The sequence below is a fragment of the Pseudomonas sp. Z1-12 genome, from assembly GCF_051132015.1.
GTDB lineage: Bacteria > Pseudomonadota > Gammaproteobacteria > Pseudomonadales > Pseudomonadaceae > Aquipseudomonas > Aquipseudomonas zanjanensis.
The window spans coordinates 1,061,015-1,082,685 of record NZ_CP071647.1 but is presented as its reverse complement, the minus strand read 5'-3'; the positions used below and the strand labels follow the sequence as shown (position 1 = coordinate 1,082,685).

The window sequence follows — 21,671 nt, the reverse complement described above, 5'->3', positions numbered from 1 at the left end:
CTAGCTTCTACCGGTAGATACACTGGGGGCTGGGCGTTTTGTGCCAGGTCAATCTAGGAGCCAAAGGAGACGTACTGCACGGCATGATATGGAGCCTGCCTATTTCCTATTGCTGTTTCTCGCAATTTCTAAGGACCAAGAATGAAAGCATCGAGGCGAGATGCCGACTCTGCGCGGACTACGCTGGCAGATCGTGACCTTTATAGTCAACACGACCATAGCAATGGCCCAAAGCCATCGCCAATTCAATAAGTTTCTGGTATCTATCTGGATCCAATCTGGAGGCCTCCCATGGATACTGCTTTTTGCACCTTAAACAGAACCGAATACACTGGACCTCAATTTGCTGCGCTTCCCGACGCGCAACGAGCTCAGTACCGTCGTTATCTCGTTTGTGTCAAATGTGAAACCACCGCCTATTTCCGTAAGGAAGCTAAGAGCGGTCAAGGCCCATGTTTCGGAGCAAGGCCGCACACTAATTGCCCACTGGCAACACCGGAATCTGTCCGAGGCGTTGGCGGTGGCGGCGAACAGGATATCTTGCACAACCCTGGCACTCGGATCGTCATCGACGAGGCTCAGGGGGGCGGGCCGGTTGTTAATGGCGAGCCGGGCGGCAGGGGGGGAGCTGGAAGCAGCGGTGGAAGGTTCACTGGGACAGGCTCTCGTCAAAACGCTGTTTCGCATCGTCGACTTCGTCCTCTGCTCAAGAATCTGATTTACTCCGTAGCCTTCCGCACCTCAGATATTTATATAGAGTTGCCGGGACGAGGTGCCTGGCCCGCGCGTGATTTGTTCGTTAATTTTTCCGACGTCAGCAAATGCCGATCGCAGACGCTCTATGGCTTTTGGGGTGTTATATACGACACCGGTACCGGCTATGACGACTCATTATGGATAAATACTGGCGATCGTGAAGTTGTTAGTATTGTGATTGACCCTGCCTCCGTTAAGCCTTTCCTGACCCGTCACAAAATTACGGTCGGTGAGTTGGATGGCTCGCATATTTTGGTGTTTGGCACCATTTCAAAGTCTGGTAATGGCAAGCAATACATCAAACCTGCAAGCATAGAGCTGACAGCACTGAACGATGATTGATTTGAGGCTATTATCTCGCCTAGATGCGAGGCAATAGCCGGGTTAGGATTTTGCTAGTACCCTATAGCCCTAACCCCAAGCAATTAAAAAAATGGAGCAAAGAAAAAATTAAAAAAAATGGGATGAATCTATTTTCAACCGAAAAAAATTCAAAAAAACAAATCTGTCCCCATCAGGTTTATCCCCTTTCAGTTGCATTAGGAGTAAACATGTCAGGTGACAAATTACCAAGTGAGATAAAGACAAAGGCGATAGATTATGTCACATCCGGTACGAAGGCGGCTCTCGGAGCTTTGCCCTTTGCCGGCTCCCTTCTGGCCGAGGTCGCTAGTTCCATCATTCCAAACCAAAGAATTGATCGCATAGCTGACTTCGCATTCAAGCTACAAAAAAGAATTGAGCAGCTGGAAGAGGCGCAGGTGCGCTCGGAGCTTGGAGATGAGGAATTCACCGACCTGCTTGAAGAGTCCTTACGGCAAGCTTCGCGCGCCACCAGTGAGGCGCGTCGTCAGTATCTAGCATCCCTAGTAGCAAACAGTCTAAATTCGAACGCTATAGAACATGCCGAATCGAAGTATTTAATGCGTATCCTTGGCGAACTCAACGATGTTGAAGTACTCTGGCTTCGCTTCTTTAATGAGGCCACTATGGAGGGCGACAAGGAATTCCGCGAGCTTCACTCTGCAGTGTTTAAGTACAACGCAGCGCCCATAGGCTCAAGCCGAGAAGACCTCGATGCCCGTGCGCTTCAGGAGAGCTACAGGGACCACCTCACTCAACTTGGGCTCATCACCGAACATATCAGAAAAAAACGTGATGGAACGCCGGAGTACGATAAATTCACCGGAACGCCCGCTGTAAACTACCGAAAAACGAACACCCTCGGAAGGATGCTCCTTCGGAGTATAGGCATGATTGCCGATGAATAAGTCGGAGATAAAAAGAAAAGATTTATTTCCAGCAAATAAATCGCCCCTTTTTTAGCCCCCTAGCAGTAGCTGCCCCCTCACACCAACAGCCAAGCGTTACAGCTTAAATCTTGGCAGTACCAGCGTCAGAAATGTAACGCATCGCCTAGACCCAGTTAATAAAAAGAATAGATTTAAAAATCGATAAAATAAACCCATCCCGAACGACACTTACTTAACATAGCTGGCTAACATCCCGGATATGTTTTAAGCATATTTCTAAAAGCTTTACGCTACGTTGCAGCGATTGAATTATCCGCTGTTATTTTCTCTATATTGGCAACGTAGACTCACAAACAAAGATTCTTAATCACCACAGCTTTTATCGTGCTTTGGGGAGCTATAATTAAAACTATCTTGATAGGATATTTTTAACCTTGCGAATTTTAACACTTCACATGACAGCAAAAAAAAAAAAAAAAAAAACAACTGCATTTCAACAAAAAAGCGAAAAAATCTTGCCCAAACGAATAACCCCCCAAATTTTATTTTAAGCCATACTTCTCCTTAAGAAGATCAATGGAGTCTAGCACGTAAGAAAAATACAAGAACGCACTATGATCAACATAAATATCTTCGACTCCATCCGCATCCTTATTACCCTTTATTACAATACCTACCAAGGCGCCGTCGCCATTCAGCACAGGGCCTCCACTATTGCCTCCATATAACTCCTTATCTAAATAACCAATCATACTGCCCACCCCGTTGACCTGCCCTACAAGAGCAGTGCTATTTACCCAGGCACTTTTTGCTCCATCTTTAAACTTTGGAAACCCAAGAACAGTTAGTTTATCCCCAACACTCAAAGCCGGAGTTTCATTTTTATAATGAAACTCCTCAAATCGAACAGGTGCGTTTTTTATTTTTAAAATTGCAACGTCTACAGTCGGCGAAACATAGCAAACCAATGCCGTATATTTAGCGGTATCACAAGCACGATATACTTCAACCTCTGTGGCCTTTTCAGCCACATGAGCGCAAGTGACTAGTAGATTACCTGACACCATAAATCCTGAGCCTTGAGAAATAGTCTCATGATTATCAATAACCCAACAGCGTTTATTTACCCACTCCAAGTATTTCGCATTAAAAACTCCATTTTTCTTGCTAGAAAGCGGAGCCTTATTATCTAAATCCAACTGATTGAAACGCAGCGCCACCCGCTGGTAAACCTGCGAATCAAATCCAACTATGTTTTTTATATAAAGAACCCGACCATATATCACATTTTCGACAGCGCTTTTGGATTCTGGCTTTTCGATTAAATATCTGTCTTGAGCAGCCTTCAAGCCAAAAATTTCGATTGAGTGCATCATCGCACACGTTTCTCTTACAAACTCTCGAGGAACGTTTATTTTTCTGTTTACAACCAAGCCCGTCACTACCTGACGTTCAAATCTATCTTGCAAGCGGGTTTTAGAATCATTAATAAAAAATTTATTTGCCAAAATTATTTTTCGTAATTCGCTGCCAACATTTGCGTAATAATTTCCACCTTCCCCATCAAACTCGACGATTTCGGCTGCTGCGTGACTTTGCGGTGCATAAAATGAAAAAGTCATATCGTCAGCGTATCTAGAATAAGCCGCCCTGTGCATTACAGCCAAGCGACTTAACTGCCTATCCAACTTCCGACAAATCATATTAGACAAAACAGGAGAGGTAGGAGCGCCCTGAGGCAAGCTGCCATTTACTGTACACAAATGAGCAATCACCGATGCTACTGACTTTTCTAATGAATATGGCTTTGAAACCAAAAGACCCAGCACTCGAGGAAAAGTAATTGTATTAAAGAAATCCTTAAGATCAACATTGAATACATATTTTTTTCTAGTATGAGGCTTGGCATTTGTCGCTATCGACTTCTCACTAATGAAGCCATGCGCACATGCATGAGGGACAAACAACTCATCAAGTAATACAGCAATTTTTTTTTGAAGATTTTTAAGTTGCGGAAGCGGGGCATTGATCACCCGCTTGCCGCCGTTTTTCTTGACAATCTCAAAACATTGATAAAAATTCTTCTTACTGTAATCAGAGTCATAATAAAAATAAGCAATTTTCTTATAACTTGTGTCCAACACCGCAGCCAGTTGATCTATGCTAGTGCAGCTTTTGAGTCGAGAACTTGTCAAAGCCCACCCCTAGTTTACTTTACCGATTAGCGCTAAGTACATTGCAACCACTTTGGAGTAACCGTAGAGGGCAATAGCATGTAACATTGTTGACTCGGGTCGCATTTTAACAACCCCAATTTAACAAGGGGTGGGCGACGAGATCCTAGCACAGGCACAAGGCCACTACAACCACGAAAATTTCTTGCCTTCCTAAACAGTGGGCCACTTCGCAAAGCCCAAACCAGGATTAATATTTCTTTACTATCCACCAAGCGTGCGCTATCAGCGATAAATCAGAACGTGAGGGTGAGCGGACGAGTTACTTACCCCCGCCTATCCTCTCCATCCCATTTAGAACCAAAGGACCATATTTCATCCGCGTTAAATAAGGCCTTGCTTCGCAAGACCTTATTTGGTTGAAGAACAGTGGTTCTTCGCAAATCCTACCTCACCTCAACAATATCCAAAGCCCGATTAGCCAACAGCTCACTCACCTCAATCACCTGCAAAATCCCCATCGCAACACGCCGTCGCGAACCATCCAGATCAAATGCCAAATCACTGATCATCGCGTTCGCCGAAGCCAAGTTCTCATTGAGATTCGCAAGCAAACACTCAGAATCCACCCCCGGATCAATCCGAAAAATGGAGTCGGTCTTGTCAGACGTTTCGTTCTTAGGCTTGGGTTTCAGGTAGTAATCCAACGCTCGCGTGGCAGCGTCATCGATTTTCTTGTTGCGAGCAGACTGAGCACGGGAGACATGCTCGTTCGTATCAGGGGGATTCGGAGTATCTTTCGCCATTATCTTGTTTCCTGTAGTTGGAGCCATCACCCGCTCGCGACTAAACGATGGGAGGCAGCTGTACGCAGGTTAGTCGACCGGGGAAACAAGAAACCGGCGCGTCCGAGGACGCCCTGCGCACAGCCACCATCGAGTGCAGGATGGGAATCCCGACTGGATGACGCCTTGCACAACCTGTTTCACCCTGGGCGACTAAACCCGATCACTGATGAGCAGTGACAGGTCCCAAACTACCGACGCAATCCAAGGCGAACAAGCCGGCGGATTCTGGCGTAGTTGTAGGCAAAGGCGCAAGGCGACGTCGGCTCGCGAGTTGCGGTTGCCCAATGACTGACAGCGCCATCTGACGCTTCACATTGCTCCGGCCCTCAATAGCCAGCCCTACCTGCATTGAGGAAACCGGAACAACCACTTCAAGAATTGCCCTACATCGCGCCCCGCTCTTCCCGCGTTAGCGTCCGTCCTGCATTTCAGCGGACGAGATTCACTACGTGGCGACACGCAAAAAAGACATCCCCCAAGTCCGAAACCCGCCCGGCGGCGACGGGCATCACCTCACTTATCGGGACATGAGCGCCAGCGAGCTGGCCGAGCGCGACGCCCTTCAGCAGGCTTATGAAGCCATGCTTGCCCGGCAATCCGCCTACGAACAAGCGCGCTGGGCCACGGTGGATAACAAGCCGTTGTCCAGCGTTACCGGATGCGTGTTTGCCAAGAGCTGCAAGCTGCCCAACGGCATCATCGATTACAGCAACCCCAACGGCTACGTCCCGGCGGACCTGGTCAAGCAGTACGGCGATCTCATGTGGCTCGGCGGCCGGAGCGCCGACCCATCCGGCGCGATCCCTCTTGAGCGGATCGGCGCTGGCGCGGTTCCCGTTACCTTGGGCCGGCTCGCGCTGGGCGGTTCGGCAACGTCCGCGGCTGCCGCTGCGGGCAGCACCGTCGGCGCTGCGCTGCTGACCGGCATCGTCGCCCTGCTCTGGCCGTCCAATCTGGGAGACAGCGCGCTTTACAGCGAAGATCAGTTACGCGACCTCAAGCAGGCCCGCAGCCGCGTGCGCCTGAGCATCGAGCAGCAGGCCGATGGCAGTCTCAAGGGGTATGGCTTCTATACCGGCCAGCATCCCGATTGGGAAATGGTTGATGTTGTTCAGTTCACTCCGCGAGCCGATCAGTTCATCGCCGACCTGGGTGATGGCGTCGAACTGATCTGGACGCCGGCTACCAATCCAGCCGACACCCTCGGCATTCCCGCCTTGGAAGCTGCGCCCCAAGCACCGCCTATTTGGATCTATCCACCGACGCCGATGGCCGACAGCATCATCGTCGATCCGATCTATCCGCCGGAGTACAGAGATTTCATTCTGGTATTCCCGGCGGATTCGGGGGTTCGGCCGGTTTATGTTGTGGTCTCTGTCAGGCGAAGCGGTAACGCCGACCATGCCTACTACCCTGCCCCCTCTTCACTTCCAGCGTTCCCAGACGCAAAGTCTGCCCCATTAAAAACAGCTGTACGTGGGGGCGGTAAAAAACGCCGACGATGGAAAGATCGCTCAGGAAAGATTTATGAATGGGACTCGCGGCATGGCGCTGTTGAGATGTACACAAAACAAGGTCAACACCTTGGCGAATTCGATTCGGAAACGGGTGAACAAACAAAACCCGCAGACCCATCAAGGAGGGTAGAAAAATGAAACACGTTATTGAAATTTTCGATGCGACGTCCGAGGAATTGTTACAGAGCGTAGAAATTCCACAGTCGTATTCAGAGCAACTAGCCGAGCTGATGGGATGGACGCAACCTGACGATCCATATGACGGCTATGATCTTTTGCCGGACCAGATAAAAACGTTAGAGAAATGGACCCGCTGCACATTAAATGGCGACAACCGCATCATTCAAATTGTCTGCATTGAATAAATGCTGAGGGATATTCCAGAGAATACAACCACTTAACAGGTCGCCAAAAAAACTTGCCAAACCCGGCAGAACAACCCCACGACAATAAAAAAGGGAATACCATGCCAGGCTTCTCCATAACAGGTTTCTACCCAGATGACAAAAAGGACGATTCATTACAGTTTGAAATTTATATAGAGGACGCCGAACAAAAAGAAGCACTGGCGAAAATAACTGAAGCCAAACTCTTCAACGAAATTGAACCCGGAGAGTTGGAGATAACAGAGGAACAGCTCAGCAAAATAGAAAAAGCTCTAGATATAAAATTTCCTGACGGGCTGGAGTATTACATTGGAACTTGCGCCGACTAGCCCTCAACAGAAACCGGGAGAAAAATCGAATGGGACTAAAATTAAGTCTTGATTGGTACGACAAAAAAACCGAGCTGGGTGAAGGCGAAGAATATTCGACCGATTTGGTAGAGGACTTGTCGATAATCACCGCTTTGAATCTGGAAAGCGAACCAGAAATATATGACGGAGGCTTTGATGTACGCGCCGAATGGATACCAATCCTCCAGCCCTTTTTTGAGCACCCAATCGAACCTGAAGTATTCGACTATCAAATTGCATTCCGGTACAGAACCAATTGGTAAAAATCAGTGTTACATACGAGGCCAACATCCCGGAAAACCCGATAACTGGCGAGCAAGCTACACTCGATATTCCGACGAGAAAAGTAGAAAAATGAAGCCTACCGTTGAAATTTTTGACGTAACTACTGAAGAGTTGATAAAAACCATAGAAATCCCAATCTCCTATATGGACCAGTTGGCCGCACTTATGGGCTGGACAAAGTCTGAAGATTTTTGTTTTGTCTATGATCTGTTACCAGAGCAGATAGAGACAATAGAAGAGTGGACTCATATAACAATTCATGGCGGTAACCGAATCATTCAGATCGTTTGCCTTGGATAAAGCTGAGGCGAATCGACCGCTATTACGGACGCTCAAACCAAACCAGCGACCCCAACGAGGCGGATAGAACCATGAAGCATAAAATAATGGGTGCAATAGACGGCGACGACTTTGCCTCATACGAAAACACGCTCTGCATTGACACTCAGGCTCTTGCAAAAATAATGAACTGGACCAAAGAAGAAAGCTATTTTTACGATTATGCATTGAACACATCTCAAGTTGAAGCGTTGGAAAGATCGTGCTCAATAGAGCTACCGCGAAACCTGTTGCTTTATTTAACCAGCAGCAACTAATTAACCAAAAGACATCAAAAAGAGAAGCACCATGCGTTACTACTCAATAACAGGTTTCTATCCAGACGACAAGAAAGACGATTCACTGCAATTTGAGACTTGCATTAAAACCGCCGAGCAAAACGAAGCGCTAGCCCAGATAACTGAAGCAAAACCATTCAACGCTGTTGAACCAGGAGAGCTGGAGATAACGGAAGCACAACTCAAAAAAATAGAAAAAATTTTCGACATGAAACTCCCTGCCGGACTGGAATATTTCATCGGAACTCGTGCCGATGCTCCCTCAACCAAAACCAGATCACAAAGCTGAGAGAGCCAATGGGACTAAAACTAAGGCTTGAACGGTATAACAAGCAAACCGAATCCTACGAGGGTGAGGAGTATTCCGAAGACTTGGGTGATGACGGCTCTGTCATTGAAGCCCTAGGGATTCCAATCGAAAACAACATAAATAACGGAGGCTTTAATGTCCCACAAGAATGGATAAAAATTCTCCAACCTTATTTTGAGCATTCAATTGATTGGCCCACCTACGTCTATCAGGTCTCCTTCGATTATCGAGACAGATGGTAACCACGGACGGTCGCCAGCAAATTCGCCTCGATCAGTTACTGGCAATTACGCCACTGGATAACAACGCCGGGTTTGGCCGCGTTGTGGCGGGCGACGAATGATCACCGAACATGACATTAGCTGAGCCCCGGCGAGCGCTCACGATGCGACGCGCACCCTCAACTCTTCTTTCCAAACAACCGCTCGGCAATCTGTCGACCTCGCTCCAACCCTTCTTCCGTCAGCCAGATCGATTTGTTCTTGTTGACCGGATCGCTGATGAGGCCTTGTTCATGCAATCGGTTCATGACCTCGAAGTCGAAACCTTTCCAGGCATTGCCGCTGTCGGAGCTGAAGGCTGCCAGCAAGGCAAGCACCGCTTCTTCTATCAATCTGTCGTCGTATTCCATGGTCGCTGCTCCGCTCGTGTTCGCAGGTAGCGCCGATTTTACGCACCAGCGCTCCTTAAGTCTTATCCGGTCATCACCTCACCGGCTTGTTCCAGCGCCAACCGATTCCACACACGCTGCGGGTCAGCGGTGTGTTTACCGCCTAAGACAAGACGGCAGGAAAGGTCCAGCCGAGCAAGACCTTTCCCGTCTTGGGGCGAACCTGTCGACTACCTCACCTCAACAATATCCAAAGCCCGATTCGCCAACAGCTCACTCACCTCAATCACCTGCAAAATCCCCATCGCAACACGCCGCCTCGACCCATCCAAATCAAACGCCAAATCACTAATCATGGCATTCGCCGAAGCCAAATTCTCACTGAGATTCGCAAGCAAACACTCCGAATCCACCCCCGGATCAATCCGAAAAATGGAGTCGGTCTTGTCAGACGTTTCGCCCTTAGGCTTGGGTTTCAGATAAAAATCCAACGCTCGCGTAGCAGCGTCATCGATTTTCTTGTTGCGGGCAGACTGAGCACGGGAGACATGCTCGTTCGTATCAGGAGGATTCGGAGTCTCTTTTACCATCGTCTTGCTTCCTGTCATTGGAGCCATCACCCGCTCGCTGCTAAACGATGGGAGGCAGCTGTACGCAGGTTAGCAGACCGGGGAAACAAGAAACCGGCGCGTCCGGGGACGCCCTGCGCACAGCCACCATCAAGTGCAGGAGGGAGACTCCTGACTGGATGACGCCTTGCACAACCTGTTTCACCACGAGCTGCTAAACCCGATCACTGATGAGCAGTGACAGGTCCCAAACTACCGACGCAACCCCAGGCGCACAAGCCGGCGGATTCTGGCGTAGTTGTAGGCAAAGGCGCAAGGCGCTGTGGCTTGGCGGGCCTTGTCGCCAGTGTCTGTCGGTCTTTACTGACAGGACGTCACTCAACTGGTCCGAGCAGGTGTCCGATGCCGTTCAATTGAGGCTGTCGAAAGTTCTGTGGCAACGCGCTCATGGGAAGGGGCTGCTGCGCAGCCCAGCGGGAGCAAGCTCCCTCGCCACGGGGTTTGGTGTTTACCCAGTGAGCAACGTGGTGCTAGGCGTCTTCGCCTTTCTCTGCCGATTCAGCGCTGTGCACCACCACCAACAACTGCGCCTGAACATCACCCACCGAGCGCAGGCGATGGGGTTTTTGCGCATTGAAATGCAACGCATCGCCGCGATTCAACACGACGCGCTCGTTCATGAAGTCCACTTCCACCTGGCCTTCGTGAACGAACAGGAACTCCTCGCCCGTGTGTTCCTTGAACGCATGGTGCGCGGCGAATTCGGCCGGGGGGTAGAGAATGAAGGGCAGCAAGGTTCGCTCGGAAACCTGGTGAGCCAACACGGCGTATTCAGCGCTGCCAGGGTTCGCCGCCAGGGATTGGCGGTCTTCACAGCGCACCAGGCTGTAGCTGTCGAGCGAGACGTTTTCCTCGGAGAACAACTCCTCGACTTTCACGTTCAACGCCTTGGACAGCTTGAGCGCCGTGGCGATGGAGGGCGTGCTCAGACCCCGTTCCACCTTGGACAGGTAGCTCTTGGTCATCCCGGTTTTTTCAGCCAGGACGTCCAGCGTCACACCGAGTTTTTTTCTGAGCAATTTCAAGCGAATGGACATAGGTAACCCACATTTCCAGGGAAACGGACAATCTGCGATTGCAAATGACACTTTGTGTCATATAGTCTATTTAGTGTCATTAGCACCTCCATCCCACAGCTTCCATGACGCGGATCAAGAACGGTCAAAGAACGAATCAGGAAGAACTGACATGAGCAAGACACTGGCGACGCCCAAGGACCAATTGGTCCAGCATGCTGTAAACCAGATGCAGAAATCACTGCCGGATAATACGTGGACTGTGCGACAAAAGCTGGCCCTGACCTGTCGCATCTTGTTCGAGAACGGTCATGACTCCGGCCTCGCCGGGCAGATTACCGCGCGCGGGCCGCAACCTGGCACTTACTACACCCAACAACTGGGCCTGGGGTTTGACGAGATCACCGCCGGCAACCTGCTGTTGATCAACGAAGACCTTGAGGTCCTGGAAGGCCACGGCATTCCCAACCCGGCCAACCGGTTTCACACCTGGGTCTACCGGGCCCGGCCGGATGTGAATTGCATCATCCACACCCACCCGACCCACATCGCCGCGCTGTCGATGCTGGAGGTGCCGCTGCAGATTTCCCACATGGACCTCTGCCCGTTGTACGAAGACTGCGCGTTCCTGGAAGGCTGGCCGGGCGTGCCCGTGGGCAACGAGGAAGGCGAATTGATCGCCGGCGCCCTGGGTGACAAGCGAGCGATTCTGCTTTCCCACCACGGTCAATTGTCCACCGGCGAGACCGTGGAAGAAGCCTGCAACATCGCCCAATTGATCGAGCGCGCCGCGAAGCTGCAATTGCTCGCCATGGCCGCCGGCGAGGTGAAGCCGATCCTGCCGCACCTGGGCCGCGAAGCTAACGACTGGATCGCCCGTCCCAAGCGTCACGCGGCCGCCTTCAACTATTACGCCCGGCAGAACCTGCGCCAACACGCCGATTGCCTGAACTGAACCCAATAGGAGCGACGCCATGTCTACCCCCAACATCCACGGCATCATCGGTTACACCATCACGCCCTTCTCCGCCGACGGCCAAGGCTTGGACCTGGACGCATTGGGGCGGTCCATCGACCGCCTGATCGACAGCGGCGTGCATGCCATCGCGCCCTTGGGCAGCACCGGCGAAGGCGCTTACCTGAGCGACGCGGAGTGGGACCAGGTCAGCGAATTCAGCATCGCCCGCGTTGCCGGCCGGGTGCCGACCGTGGTCAGCGTGTCTGACTTGACCACCGCCAAAGCGGTGCGCCGCGCGCGTTTTGCCCAGGATCACGGCGCCGATGTGGTGATGGTCTTGCCGGCTTCCTATTGGAAACTGAGCGAGGCGGAAATCCTCAGGCACTACCAGACCATCGGCGCCAGCATCGATGTGCCGATCATGCTTTACAACAACCCGGCCACCAGCGGCATCGACATGTCCGTGGACTTGATCCTGCGAATTTTCAACGCGGTGGATAACGTCACCATGGTCAAGGAAAGCACCGGCGACATCCAGCGCATGCACAAGCTGCAACTGCTGGGCGAAGGCCAGGTGCCGTTCTACAACGGCTGCAACCCACTGGCGCTGGAAGCCTTCGCGGCCGGTGCCAAGGGCTGGTGCACCGCCGCGCCTAACCTTATCCCGCAACTCAATCTCGACCTGTACGCGGCCGTGTTGGCCAACGACCTGAGCAAAGCCCGGGCATTGTTTTATCGTCAATTGCCACTGTTGGATTTCATCCTCAAGGGCGGCTTGCCCGCTACCATCAAGGCGGGTCTGCGTACCCTCGGCCTGGAAGTCGGCGACCCGCGCTTGCCGGTGTTTCCGCTCGACGAGTCGGGGAATGACCGGTTGCAAGCGATGCTGAAGCAACTGCTCTGATTCGCCCTGCCCTGCGACCCGGCGGGTGGCGACTCAAAACGTCAACCTGTCGGTCGCTTCACTTGATTCTCAAACTGCAAAACGGCGAGGCGTGAGATGGACACCTATAAACCGCTGCACTGTGACCTGCACGACTACCTGGAGATTGCCTGCCTGTGCGGCTACACGCTGGACATCGAACTGACTGACGGCCAACGCGTGACGGCTCGGGCGATTACCACGCGGACCGCTTCCACGCGGGAAGAGTTTCTCGAAATCGAAACGGCGGAGGGCCGACGGGAGATTCGTCTTGACTGTTTATTGGCAATTACGCCGCTGAATGAGAATGCGAGGTTTGGGCGGGTTGTGTTGACGGTGGGTGACTAGGTTGGTCAGTGAATGGATCTGCTGACTGACGCACCGCTATCGCGAGCAAGCTCGCTCCCACAAGGGACTGTTGCGCCTGGGACTCAACGGGCATCCAGTTATTCCCGTGGCTAGGTAGCTTGCTCCTGCCGGGCTGCGCAGCAGCCCCAATCATTCAGGCAGTAAAGTAGTGGGGCAGAGGCTTTGTTTCATCAAGCTATTTGCGAGGTCCTTTTGCTCTCAGCTTTTGTCACTTTCTTGCCCTTGTGCTCAGACTCCCATCCTTTACAAGCCAGGGCCACATGCTTGGGAATCATTGAGGTCCCACTGCTGTAAGCGGTAATAGTGCGACGGGTAAAGCCCAGCTCCTGCGCGGCGGTGGTCAACGAGAGTTTGTTGGCAGCCATCCAGCGTTTGAAGGCCTGGGTCGGCATCACCTCACCGGCTTGCTCCAGCGCCAACCGATGCAAAGTGACGGCCGCCAGTTCCAAGTCATCCCCCCAGCTCACATCGAAGCCCCATTCTCCCACTTGGGCGGTGCCGAACAACGACAGGTCTTCCAGGGGCTTGAGCACCGGGAATTGTCGGATGTACTCCCGCAAGTCAACGTCGTAGCGCTTACCGTTGGCAAACTCCACCTGCAAGGCATGTTTGCCGGGGACAGGCTTCACGCTGCTGATTCTGGCTTTGCTGATCATGGGTCAGCTCCTCCGATTCTGTTCGTTCCACACACGCTGCAGGTCAGCCGTATGTTCTGCCGCCCACGCCAAGGCGGCTTTCAGGGATTTAGAGTTGGCCCCTTTACCAAGCACCTTGAGCCCGTCGATCTCTACCAGTGACTCACCATCGGGCGTTTGCACATGAAAATGCGGCGGCGCGTGATCGTCCGGGTAGATTTTTATTTTCCAGTTACGGTTGCTGTGTACGGTAGCCATGCCAGGCATGCTAGGGAATTTTTTTCTCTAGCACAAGGTCAGGCGTCAGATGCTGAGCGTGACCCCTTTTCCCGCTAAAGCGCGATTAGCAGTCATTCGTCACGGTGATTAATGATCAAGACTTTCCATCACCTTCTCCGAACAACCCCGGCCCCTTTCCGTACGCCAAATATCTCCAGAAGAAACGCCCACTCGAATTTTTTAGGCGCACGCACAAACGCATCAGCCACCTTATCGATTTCGGCTCTCGCTCCCTCTGCGCTGTCATAAGTCAGCGCGCAGAACGTTCCATCCGGAAAGAAGACGCTGTAATCATAACGAGGCCCCACCCAAACCCCATCTACCCATCGGCCGCCCACCGGGTTTTTGTTGATCACGCAGCCTTTGTAGTTCTCTACGAATTCCATATCGCACCTCACGAAATCAAGCACCCGTGATAGCGCGACGCGTTTCGAGCGAAATCTCGCGATATCGCCTTCAGCATACGGCCCTCGAAAATTCTTGCGCACCTGTAGAAAATGACAGTAATTAATAACAACTAGCCACAAGTACGCAGCCATTAATTCTGTTTGGCTATAAACCCTTCAAAAATTCTTTCCCATCCATCCCTTCCCGCAAAACTTCCATCCTCTCCAGCAAACGCCCCTCCCAATCCTCGTCTCGATAATGCCCGCTTCACTCACCCAAGCGCTGCAACCGAGCACCCCGTGTACCTCCCATGAACCTACGCACCTTCATTCGCAGCTATTGCCTCAACGCCAGGCTCGCCACGAATGCCCTGACCCGCCTGCACAAATCCCTCTGCTCCCTGGCCGCTTATCTGGCCCAGCAGGGCTTCGATTCCAACTTATGGCCCGCCACCCGTGACGAAGCCACGCTGGACAACCGCATCAACACCCTCTGCCCAGAGCTGGCCACCACCGTATTCAGCCACGCCCGCGAGGGCATCATCCTCGTCGACCCCTACGGTCGGGTCATCGCCGTCAACGAAGCCTTCACCCGCCTCACCGGTTACAGCCAGGAAGAGGTGCAGGGCCGCGAGTTGAATTCCCACCGCATGGTCCGCCGCCTCACCGCTTTTTACGCCCCCATGAAAAACGCCCTGGACTTCCACGGCCACTGGTCCGGCGAGATCCAAAGCAACCACAAGGACGGCCGGGAGATGACGTCGCGGATCAGCATCAGCGCGGTGCATGACCGGCACGGCAATGTTCAGCACTACGTGGCGCTGCTCGGCGACATGACGCAGATGAAGCAGCGCTTGCAGTTGCTTGAGCGGGATGCGCGGTATGACGCGCTCACGCAGTTGCCCAATCGGTTGTTGTTGGCCGAGCGGATGCGTCAGGCGTTGGGCAAGGCGCGGGTTCATCAGCAGAAAGTGGCGATTGCGTTTATTGACCTGGATGGGTTCAAGGCGTTGAACGACAGTTATGGGCATGACTGGGGGGATCGGGTGTTGCAGATTGTCGCGGCGCGGATCAATGCGACGTTGCGTGAGGGCGATACGTTGGCGCGCCTTGGGGGTGATGAGTTTGTCGCCGGGCTGGTGGGTTTGCATGCCGAGGAGGACAGCGAGCCGTTGCTCAAGCGGATGCTGGCGGCCGCGAATGCGCCGATTCTGATTGGTGCGCAAACGGTGGAGATTGCGGCGAGTATCGGGGTGGCGTTTTACCCTGAGCATGGGCAGGAGATCGATGGGTTGATCAGTAAGGCGGATCAGGCCATGTATCTGTCGAAGAAGGCCGGCGGTAATCGCTTGGCGTTTTGTCCGACGCGGTTTATTTCGCTCAATAGCGAAGCCTGACGGTGGTGCCGACGGTGCGTTCGCTGCCGGTCATGACGCCGTAGTCGCCGGCGCCGAGCAGTGAGTAGACGGCGGTGATGTAGTTGCGGTCGAACACATTGCGCACCCAGCCTTCCACTTCCCAGGCGCGGTCCTGGCTGCGCAGGCCCAGGCGCAGGTTGGTGAGGCCATAGCTGGGTTGATAGCTGCCTTCGCCGCCTTCGAGGGTGCCGTAGTAGCCGATGCGGAAGCTGTAGTCGATGCCGCTGAAGGCTTCCAGGCCGTAGGGCAGCGGGTGGGTGTGGTCGAGGCCGCTGCTGAGGTTCCATTCCGGGGCGTTGTAGAGGCGCTCGCCGCTCAGGTCGCAGGTCCATTGGCCCGAGGCCGGCGGGCACGGGGCGTTGGGGAAGCTGCGGTAGCGGGCGTCGCTCCAGGCCACGCCCAGGCGGCCGGTGAGTCGGGGCGTGAGTTGCCAGGCGGAATCGAGTTCGATGCCGCGCAGGCGGACTTTGCCGACGTTGATCAGGTTGTCCCGCAGGGGAGGCGCAAACAGCGAGGTGGGCGGGCTGTAGGTGAGCGCTTGGTAGTCGTCGACGTCGGTCTGGTAGACGGCGAGGTTGAGCAAGGCGCGCTGATCCCAGAACCGCGTCTTCATGCCCACTTCCAGGGACGTGGCGCGCTCCGGCTCGAAGGTCGGCGCGGTGAACGGGCCGATCACGTCGAAGTTGATGCCGCCGGCCTTGTAGCCTCGCGACCAACTGACGTAGCCCATCACCCCGTCGGTGAAGCGGTAGCTGGCGCTGAGCAGGCCGGAGACGTTGTCTTCTTTGATCGAGTCTTCGCGGTAGTACGCACGGCCGAGAGCGATGTCCCGCAGTAATTGCCCTCCCACCTGGAACACCGGAGGCAAACCGGTCAGCGGAGCGAGGTTGCTGACATCGCGGGAGACCCAGCCGTCCTTGCGCTCCTGGCTGTAGCGCAGGCCACCGGTGAATTCCAACGGGTCGATCGGGCGCCAGGAGAGCTGGCCGAAAATGGCGCGGCTGTCGCCCTTCTGCTCGCCGTCATATCGCTGCCGGGCGCCATCGAGCAACACCGAAGGCACCTGCCTCGGATCGGTGAGGCTGACGCCGAAGATTTTTTGCAGTGCCTCCAGTTGATCGCCGACGAACCAGGGCGCCGCGTCCTTGCCGTATTCGACGTTGATCTCGCGGTCGAGCTGTTGGCGCAGGTAATACAGGCCGGCAACATAGTCGACGGAAGAACCGGCCGTGCCGGACAGGCGCCATTCCTGGCTGAACTGTCGGTGGTCCAATGCGGCTTCGGATTGCATCACCGAGCGTGCGGTACTGTCGCCGTCGCGGTCGGCGCGGTAATCCCAGTCGCGATAGGCGGTGATGCTGGTCAAGCGCATCGCCTCGTCCAGGTCCCAATTCAACTCCAGCGACACGCCATTCTGCAGGGTTCGCGGATGGCCCGGGGCGTCGATTCGGGACTCGCGTTTGTAAGGATCAGGCTCCGCCAGTGGATAGCCGGCGAACTGGGCGCGCTTGCGGGTTTGCTCGCTGTAGTGATTGACCAGCAGGACGTTGCCGGCTTCGTTCTGCTCGGCGTAGTCGGCGATCAGGCGGGCGCTGAAGTCGCTGTTCGGTGTCCACAGCAATTGGCCGCGCAGGCCTTGGCTGTCGGAGTCGCCGAGGCGGCTGCCGTCTTGCAGGTTTTCCACGGCGCCTTCGCTGGCGCCGTCGAACACGTTGAGTCGCCCGGCCAGTACGTCGTCTTGCAGCGGCCCGGAAATCGTTCCGCGATATTCCCGCAGACCGCGCTCACCGTAAGTCGCTTCAAGATTGGCTTCGGGCTGGAACGTCGGTTGTTTGGTGATGATGTTCAACGCGCCGGCGGTGGTGTTCTTGCCGAACAAGGTACCTTGGGGCCCGCGCAGGACTTCGATGCGTTCGATGTCCATCAACTCGGTGAACGCCATGCCCTGGCGCGCCTGGTAAACACCGTCGACGTAGGTGCCGACGCTGCCTTCCAGGCCATCGTTGTAGGCGGTGGCGCCGAAGCCGCGCAGGCCGAAGCCGGCGTAACGGGCATCGTGACCGGAGACCACCAGGCCCGGAACCCGTTGCTGGATGTCTTGCAGTCGATGCAGGCCGGCTTCGTCCAGTTGATCGCCGTAGAGGACGTTGATCGGGATCGGCACGTCTTGCGGGTCTTCCTCGCGGCGGCGAGCGGTGACGGTGGTTTCGTCGAGCGTCAGGGCGCTGGGCGCCTCTTGCGCGGCATGGGCCGATGCCCAGGGCAACGCGAAGAGGCCGCCGAGCAAGAGCAGCCGATAACCCAGACCCGGCATGCTAGAACTCCCGGGCCATTTCGCGATGCTCCGTGTCCGGGCAAACCAGTGTATTGATCCGTGCCAGCAGTTCGCGGCTGTCGGCGGGCTTGAGCAGTACCGCGTCGAAGGCCAGGTCTTGTGGATAATTCTCCGGCCTGTGGGGCGGGACCGCTGAATACAGCATCACCGGTAGATCATGCTCACGGTCGCGCACGTGTCGCAGCAGTTCCCAACCGTCCATCCCGGGCATCATCTGGTCGCTGATCAGCAGGTCAATCGGTTGTTCGTCCAGACAGGCCAAGGCGTCTTCGCCAGTCGCCGCCATGCTCACGTCGAAACCGTAGCCGGCCAGCAGGTCGTAGAGCCATTCGCTGTTCTGCTCGATGTCGTCCACCAGCAGCACGTGTTTACCCTGGCCATCGAGCGGCGTGATGTTGTTGTCGACGATGCCGTTTTCCAGGTCGTGTTCCTGGGCGCATTTGAGTTGCAGGTGAAAACTGAAGTGGCTGCCCTGCCCGGTGGCCTGGGGTTCGAGGCGGCTGTCCATGCGTTCCAGCAGTTGCGTGACGATGGACAGGCCCAGCCCACTGCCCTCGAAGCGCTGGGCATTGCGGCCGCGGCGGAACGGTTGCAGCAGGTGTTCGAATTCTTGCGGGTCGATGCCGATGCCGGAGTCGATCACGCTGAAGCGCAGCTCCACGGTGTCGGCGCTCGCTCCTGGGCCCGCGCTCACTTCGAAACGGATCTGGCCGTTGCGGGTGAATTTCGCCGCGTTCGCCAAGAGATTCATGAGGATCTGCCGGAGGCGTTTGAAATCAGCCTCCACCAGCGGCGGCAGGTCATCCGCCAGCACGGCTTCAAACGTGTTGCCCTGGCGGGCGGCGAGAAAGCCTGCCTCGTCTGCGATCTCTTGCAGGAAGCCGTACAAATAGTCCGGGGCGAGGGTCAGTTGCATTTGCTCCAGTTCGCCACGGGAAAACTCGAGCATCTCGTCGATCAGTTCCAGTTGCTGGCGGGCGTTGCGCTCGATTGTCGCTTGATAGTCGCGGTTGGGCCCGGCGTGCAGCAGGCGCGCGTAGTCGATGATGCGCACCAGCGGCGAGCGCAGGTCGTGGCTGATGCGCGCCATCAACGCGCTGCGGGCCGCGAGGGATTCGCGCAGCTGTGACGTGCGCAGCGCCACGGTGCTTTCCAGGCGTTCGTGCTCGGCCTGGCGTTGTTGTTCGAGGGTGGACAGGGCGTGCTTTTCCCGGTGGCGGCTGCGGGCGACTTCCATGATCAAGGTGCACACCAGCAACGTCACGCCCGCCAGGGTGGACGATAGGCTGTATTTGCTTTCCGGCGATTGCCAGGGCAGTTGTTCCTGGGGGAAGAAAATCCGCATCAGCAGTTGCCCCACCAACAGGCCGGGCACCAGCCAGGCCATCCAGTGGTAGGCCAGCCGCCTGCGCCACGCCATGAACAAGGTGGGAAGCAGTGCGCCATAGAAACTCATCAGGGATATCTGGACGATCTGCGCGCCCTGGACTGGATCGACCTTGAGCCACCAAAGTCGGCCGATGACACAGCCCAACAGCGGCACCCAATAGCTCCAGCCAATGATCCTGGGCAGTTGGGATACCTGCAACAGCACGCGGAAATAAGCCAGGAACAATACGAACGAGAGCGCGCTGGCGCAGGTCAGCAGCTCCCGTGTCCAGCCCAGCGCCGAGGGCCAGTAGATCAAGTAACCGTTGAGGATGCAGGTCAGCAGGATATAGCTGAGTACCGCACCGGCATTCACCGTCAGGAGTGGGGAGCGCAGGATCCAGCCAACGATGAAGCCGAACGGCACGACCAGCAGGACAATGCCGAGGGAGAGCCCGTCGCTCAAATAGGTCTGTTGCTGACTGCGCAGCAGCGCCGGCTCGGACCACAGTTCCGGCTCCAACAGCATCTGGAAGTTGCTCGCCACCCGGACGAATACCGTGGTGCTCTCCCCCGCCGCCAGCGTGACCGGGAACGCCGGCTGACGCGCCGTAGGCTGGGGCCATTCGGCCGGGGGATAGGCGGCTCCGGCGTGGGCGACGCGCCCCGGTTGGTAGACACGAATGTCTTCCAGGCGCGGCGCCCCGACCACCAGCAAGCGCGAACACGCCACAGCGCCTGAGTTGGTCAGTTGTAATTTCAGCCAGAAGGCGGAGCGACTGTAACCCTGCGTCGGCCAGCTCGGGGTCGCGGCCTTGAAATCGGTGTCAGGCCGTTGGGCGATTTGTTCCAGGCTCAGGTGTGCCTGGGTGTCCTCGAAAATCTGCGCCACCGGCATCAGGTTCAGATAGTCGGCGCGGCAGATATCCACAGGCGCCGCACGCACCAGGCCTGTGGATATCAGCGTTATCGTCAGCAGTAGAAACTGTAGAAGCCGCATCAGGCGCGTCCGGCCGACTCGGTTTCGGCAATACCCAGGGCTTGCTGGCGAAACTGGCTGGGCGTCATGCCGATGCGCTGGCGGAAGGCGGTGGTGAAGTTGCAGGCGTTGCGAAAACCAACCAGTTCGGCGACGTCCTGCACGCTCATGGCGCTTTCGCAGAGCAAGTCCTGGCCGCGCCGCAATCGGGCGTCGCGAATGTAGGCGAACACGGTCATTCCCAGGTGCTCGCGAAAAATCGCGGTGAGGCGTTTTTCGTGGGTGCCGACTTTTTGCGCAAGCATGCCCAGGGACGGCATGTCGTCCAACTGGTTTTCTATCAGTCGCATCGCCGCGCGCAGCACGATCTCATCGCCTTGCGGCTCCGGATCGGCTGGGCTTTCATGGACGGCCGGTGGCGCGCGCCAGGTCAATTGCAGGTGGATCTTGATGCGCGCCAGCACTTCTTCGGGGGCGCAGGATTTGGGGATGTAGTCCACCGCGCCCACGGTCAGCCCTTCCAACCGTTCCAACGACGTGTTGGCCGAGGACAGGAACAGGATCGGGGTGTGCCGGGTGGCCGGTGCCTCGCGCAGTAGCCGGCACAGGCTGAAGCCGTCCATTTGTGGCATGTGCACGTCCAGGACGATAAGGTCCGGGCGCAGGGCCAGTGCCCGTTGATAACCCTGGTAGGCGTCGCTGGCCAGGGAAATGCGCCAGGGCTGTGTCTTCAAGAGAATGAGCGTGGCGCGGATGTCTTCGGGCACATCGTCGATCAGCAGAATATGCGGCAACAGCTCGGACGCCGCCACGCCCCCCGCCGTCGCTGCCTGCCTTTCGTATCGTCCGTTGTCCATTCGCCAGGTCTCTTGTTGTGTTTAGCCAGGTCACTGTCGCGAAATTGCCAGGCGAGGAAACACGTATCGGGCCGGCAACAAGTCGATATAACGGCAGGTAAGGCGAGAACTGAAGCTATCAAATTTTTGATGGGCGATAAACGGTCATGCCGACCGTGGCGCCCACTGATGCGGGACGATGCTGTTCATCGTGGCGAGGGAGCTTGCTCCCGCTGGGCTGCGAAGCGGCCCCAAAGCAGCGCACTCAATATGACTGATACACCGAGTTGCCTGGTTTGGGGGCTGCTGCGCAGCCCAACGGGAGCAAGCTCCCTCGCCACAGGTGGGTGGGCATGTGGCGGGGACAGGGAACAAGCGGTGGCTGCGCCTGGAAAAACCCAGGCGGGTGACCAATGCGGTTGATGCTGATGACCG

At 55.4% G+C, this 21,671-nt stretch carries 25 protein-coding genes; 14 read left to right on the top strand and 11 right to left on the bottom strand.

Features of this window, described 5'->3' with window-relative positions; translation table 11 throughout:
- The first annotated feature begins 291 nt into the window (after positions 1-291).
- The gene (locus tag J3P85_RS04625; protein WP_434705054.1) at positions 292-1,098 is read left to right on the top strand and encodes a hypothetical protein; all 807 of its coding nucleotides are present in this window, start codon (positions 292-294) and stop codon (positions 1,096-1,098) included.
- 50 nt (positions 1,099-1,148) lie between these two features.
- Complete coding sequence (locus J3P85_RS04620) at positions 1,149-2,027, top strand: hypothetical protein (RefSeq protein ID WP_434705053.1); 879 nt, start codon at positions 1,149-1,151, stop codon at positions 2,025-2,027.
- Positions 2,028-2,551: 524 nt separating this feature from the next.
- On the opposite strand, the gene J3P85_RS04615 is transcribed toward J3P85_RS04620, so the two are convergent.
- Positions 2,552-4,150 (bottom strand): trypsin-like peptidase domain-containing protein, encoded by a 1,599-nt coding sequence (locus tag J3P85_RS04615; protein ID WP_434705052.1) that lies wholly within the window; start codon positions 4,148-4,150, stop codon positions 2,552-2,554.
- A gap of 479 nt (positions 4,151-4,629) precedes the next feature.
- Complete coding sequence (locus J3P85_RS04610) at positions 4,630-4,989, bottom strand: DUF6124 family protein (RefSeq protein ID WP_434705051.1); 360 nt, start codon at positions 4,987-4,989, stop codon at positions 4,630-4,632.
- A gap of 491 nt (positions 4,990-5,480) precedes the next feature.
- Between J3P85_RS04610 and J3P85_RS04605 the strand changes: the two genes are divergently transcribed.
- The 8 genes from J3P85_RS04605 (at position 5,481) to J3P85_RS04570 (ending at position 8,738) form a co-directional block, all read left to right on the top strand.
- Complete coding sequence (locus J3P85_RS04605) at positions 5,481-6,686, top strand: colicin E3/pyocin S6 family cytotoxin (RefSeq protein WP_434705050.1); 1,206 nt, start codon at positions 5,481-5,483, stop codon at positions 6,684-6,686.
- Positions 6,683-6,913 carry a DUF7683 domain-containing protein gene (locus J3P85_RS04600; RefSeq protein WP_434705049.1) on the top strand — a complete coding sequence of 77 codons (231 nt, stop codon included), beginning with the start codon at positions 6,683-6,685 and terminating at the stop codon, positions 6,911-6,913. Before J3P85_RS04605 ends, J3P85_RS04600 begins: the two co-directional genes overlap by 4 nt.
- Before the next feature lie 101 nt (positions 6,914-7,014).
- Positions 7,015-7,263: a pyocin S6 family toxin immunity protein gene (locus J3P85_RS04595; RefSeq protein ID WP_434705048.1), complete on the top strand. Its 249-nt coding sequence runs from the start codon at positions 7,015-7,017 to the stop codon at positions 7,261-7,263.
- Between the two features lie 29 nt (positions 7,264-7,292).
- Positions 7,293-7,547 (top strand): colicin E3-like toxin immunity protein, encoded by a 255-nt coding sequence (locus J3P85_RS04590; RefSeq protein WP_434705047.1) that lies wholly within the window; start codon positions 7,293-7,295, stop codon positions 7,545-7,547.
- A gap of 91 nt (positions 7,548-7,638) precedes the next feature.
- On the top strand, positions 7,639-7,869 hold the full coding sequence (locus tag J3P85_RS04585; RefSeq protein ID WP_434705046.1) for a DUF7683 domain-containing protein: 231 nt from the start codon (positions 7,639-7,641) through the stop codon (positions 7,867-7,869).
- A gap of 71 nt (positions 7,870-7,940) precedes the next feature.
- Positions 7,941-8,165, top strand: a complete 225-nt coding sequence (locus J3P85_RS04580; RefSeq protein ID WP_434705045.1) for a hypothetical protein — start codon at positions 7,941-7,943, stop codon at positions 8,163-8,165.
- Positions 8,166-8,196: 31 nt separating this feature from the next.
- On the top strand, positions 8,197-8,475 hold the full coding sequence (locus tag J3P85_RS04575) for a pyocin S6 family toxin immunity protein (RefSeq protein WP_434705044.1): 279 nt from the start codon (positions 8,197-8,199) through the stop codon (positions 8,473-8,475).
- An 8-nt stretch (positions 8,476-8,483) separates the two neighbouring features.
- Positions 8,484-8,738, top strand: a complete 255-nt coding sequence (locus J3P85_RS04570; protein ID WP_434705043.1) for a colicin E3-like toxin immunity protein — start codon at positions 8,484-8,486, stop codon at positions 8,736-8,738.
- Between the two features lie 158 nt (positions 8,739-8,896).
- Here the strand turns inward: J3P85_RS04570 and J3P85_RS04565 are convergent, their stop codons facing one another.
- The 3 genes from J3P85_RS04565 to J3P85_RS04555 form a co-directional block, all read right to left on the bottom strand.
- A complete protein-coding gene (locus J3P85_RS04565; protein ID WP_058546889.1) occupies positions 8,897-9,127 on the bottom strand; it encodes a DUF6429 family protein in 231 nt (76 codons plus the stop codon).
- Between the two features lie 209 nt (positions 9,128-9,336).
- The gene (locus J3P85_RS04560) at positions 9,337-9,696 is read right to left on the bottom strand and encodes a DUF6124 family protein (RefSeq protein ID WP_434705041.1); all 360 of its coding nucleotides are present in this window, start codon (positions 9,694-9,696) and stop codon (positions 9,337-9,339) included.
- A gap of 509 nt (positions 9,697-10,205) precedes the next feature.
- Entirely contained in the window at positions 10,206-10,772 is a 567-nt protein-coding gene (locus tag J3P85_RS04555) for a helix-turn-helix domain-containing protein (protein ID WP_186705385.1), read from the bottom strand.
- A 151-nt stretch (positions 10,773-10,923) separates the two neighbouring features.
- On the opposite strand from J3P85_RS04555, the gene J3P85_RS04550 reads away from it, so the two are divergent.
- From J3P85_RS04550 to J3P85_RS04540, 3 genes are all read left to right on the top strand, one after another.
- Entirely contained in the window at positions 10,924-11,706 is a 783-nt protein-coding gene (locus J3P85_RS04550; protein WP_434705040.1) for an aldolase, read from the top strand.
- Between the two features lie 19 nt (positions 11,707-11,725).
- Complete coding sequence (locus tag J3P85_RS04545) at positions 11,726-12,613, top strand: dihydrodipicolinate synthase family protein (RefSeq protein WP_411386527.1); 888 nt, start codon at positions 11,726-11,728, stop codon at positions 12,611-12,613.
- A gap of 96 nt (positions 12,614-12,709) precedes the next feature.
- Complete coding sequence (locus J3P85_RS04540) at positions 12,710-12,979, top strand: Rho-binding antiterminator (protein ID WP_434705038.1); 270 nt, start codon at positions 12,710-12,712, stop codon at positions 12,977-12,979.
- Between the two features lie 191 nt (positions 12,980-13,170).
- Here the strand turns inward: J3P85_RS04540 and J3P85_RS04535 are convergent, their stop codons facing one another.
- The 3 genes from J3P85_RS04535 to J3P85_RS04525 all read right to left on the bottom strand — a co-directional run bounded on the left by J3P85_RS04535 (position 13,171) and on the right by J3P85_RS04525 (position 14,300).
- Complete coding sequence (locus tag J3P85_RS04535) at positions 13,171-13,656, bottom strand: DUF2442 domain-containing protein (protein WP_434705037.1); 486 nt, start codon at positions 13,654-13,656, stop codon at positions 13,171-13,173.
- A 3-nt stretch (positions 13,657-13,659) separates the two neighbouring features.
- Positions 13,660-13,893 carry a DUF4160 domain-containing protein gene (locus tag J3P85_RS04530; RefSeq protein ID WP_434705036.1) on the bottom strand — a complete coding sequence of 78 codons (234 nt, stop codon included), beginning with the start codon at positions 13,891-13,893 and terminating at the stop codon, positions 13,660-13,662.
- Between the two features lie 128 nt (positions 13,894-14,021).
- A complete protein-coding gene (locus J3P85_RS04525; RefSeq protein ID WP_434705035.1) occupies positions 14,022-14,300 on the bottom strand; it encodes a hypothetical protein in 279 nt (92 codons plus the stop codon).
- Between the two features lie 311 nt (positions 14,301-14,611).
- Between J3P85_RS04525 and J3P85_RS04520 the strand changes: the two genes are divergently transcribed.
- Positions 14,612-15,697, top strand: a complete 1,086-nt coding sequence (locus tag J3P85_RS04520; protein WP_434705034.1) for a diguanylate cyclase domain-containing protein — start codon at positions 14,612-14,614, stop codon at positions 15,695-15,697.
- Here the strand turns inward: J3P85_RS04520 and J3P85_RS04515 are convergent.
- From J3P85_RS04515 to J3P85_RS04505, 3 genes are read right to left on the bottom strand one after another with little or no spacing between them, the layout of a single operon-like run.
- Positions 15,681-18,032, bottom strand: a complete 2,352-nt coding sequence (locus J3P85_RS04515) for a TonB-dependent receptor (protein WP_434705032.1) — start codon at positions 18,030-18,032, stop codon at positions 15,681-15,683. The two genes, J3P85_RS04520 and J3P85_RS04515, sit on opposite strands and share 17 nt — an antisense overlap.
- Before the next feature lies 1 nt (position 18,033).
- Complete coding sequence (locus tag J3P85_RS04510) at positions 18,034-20,421, bottom strand: 7TM-DISM domain-containing protein (protein ID WP_434705031.1); 2,388 nt, start codon at positions 20,419-20,421, stop codon at positions 18,034-18,036.
- Positions 20,421-21,257 (bottom strand): response regulator transcription factor, encoded by an 837-nt coding sequence (locus J3P85_RS04505; protein ID WP_238349488.1) that lies wholly within the window; start codon positions 21,255-21,257, stop codon positions 20,421-20,423. Before J3P85_RS04505 ends, J3P85_RS04510 begins: the two co-directional genes overlap by 1 nt.
- Between the last annotated feature and the right edge of the window lie 414 nt (positions 21,258-21,671).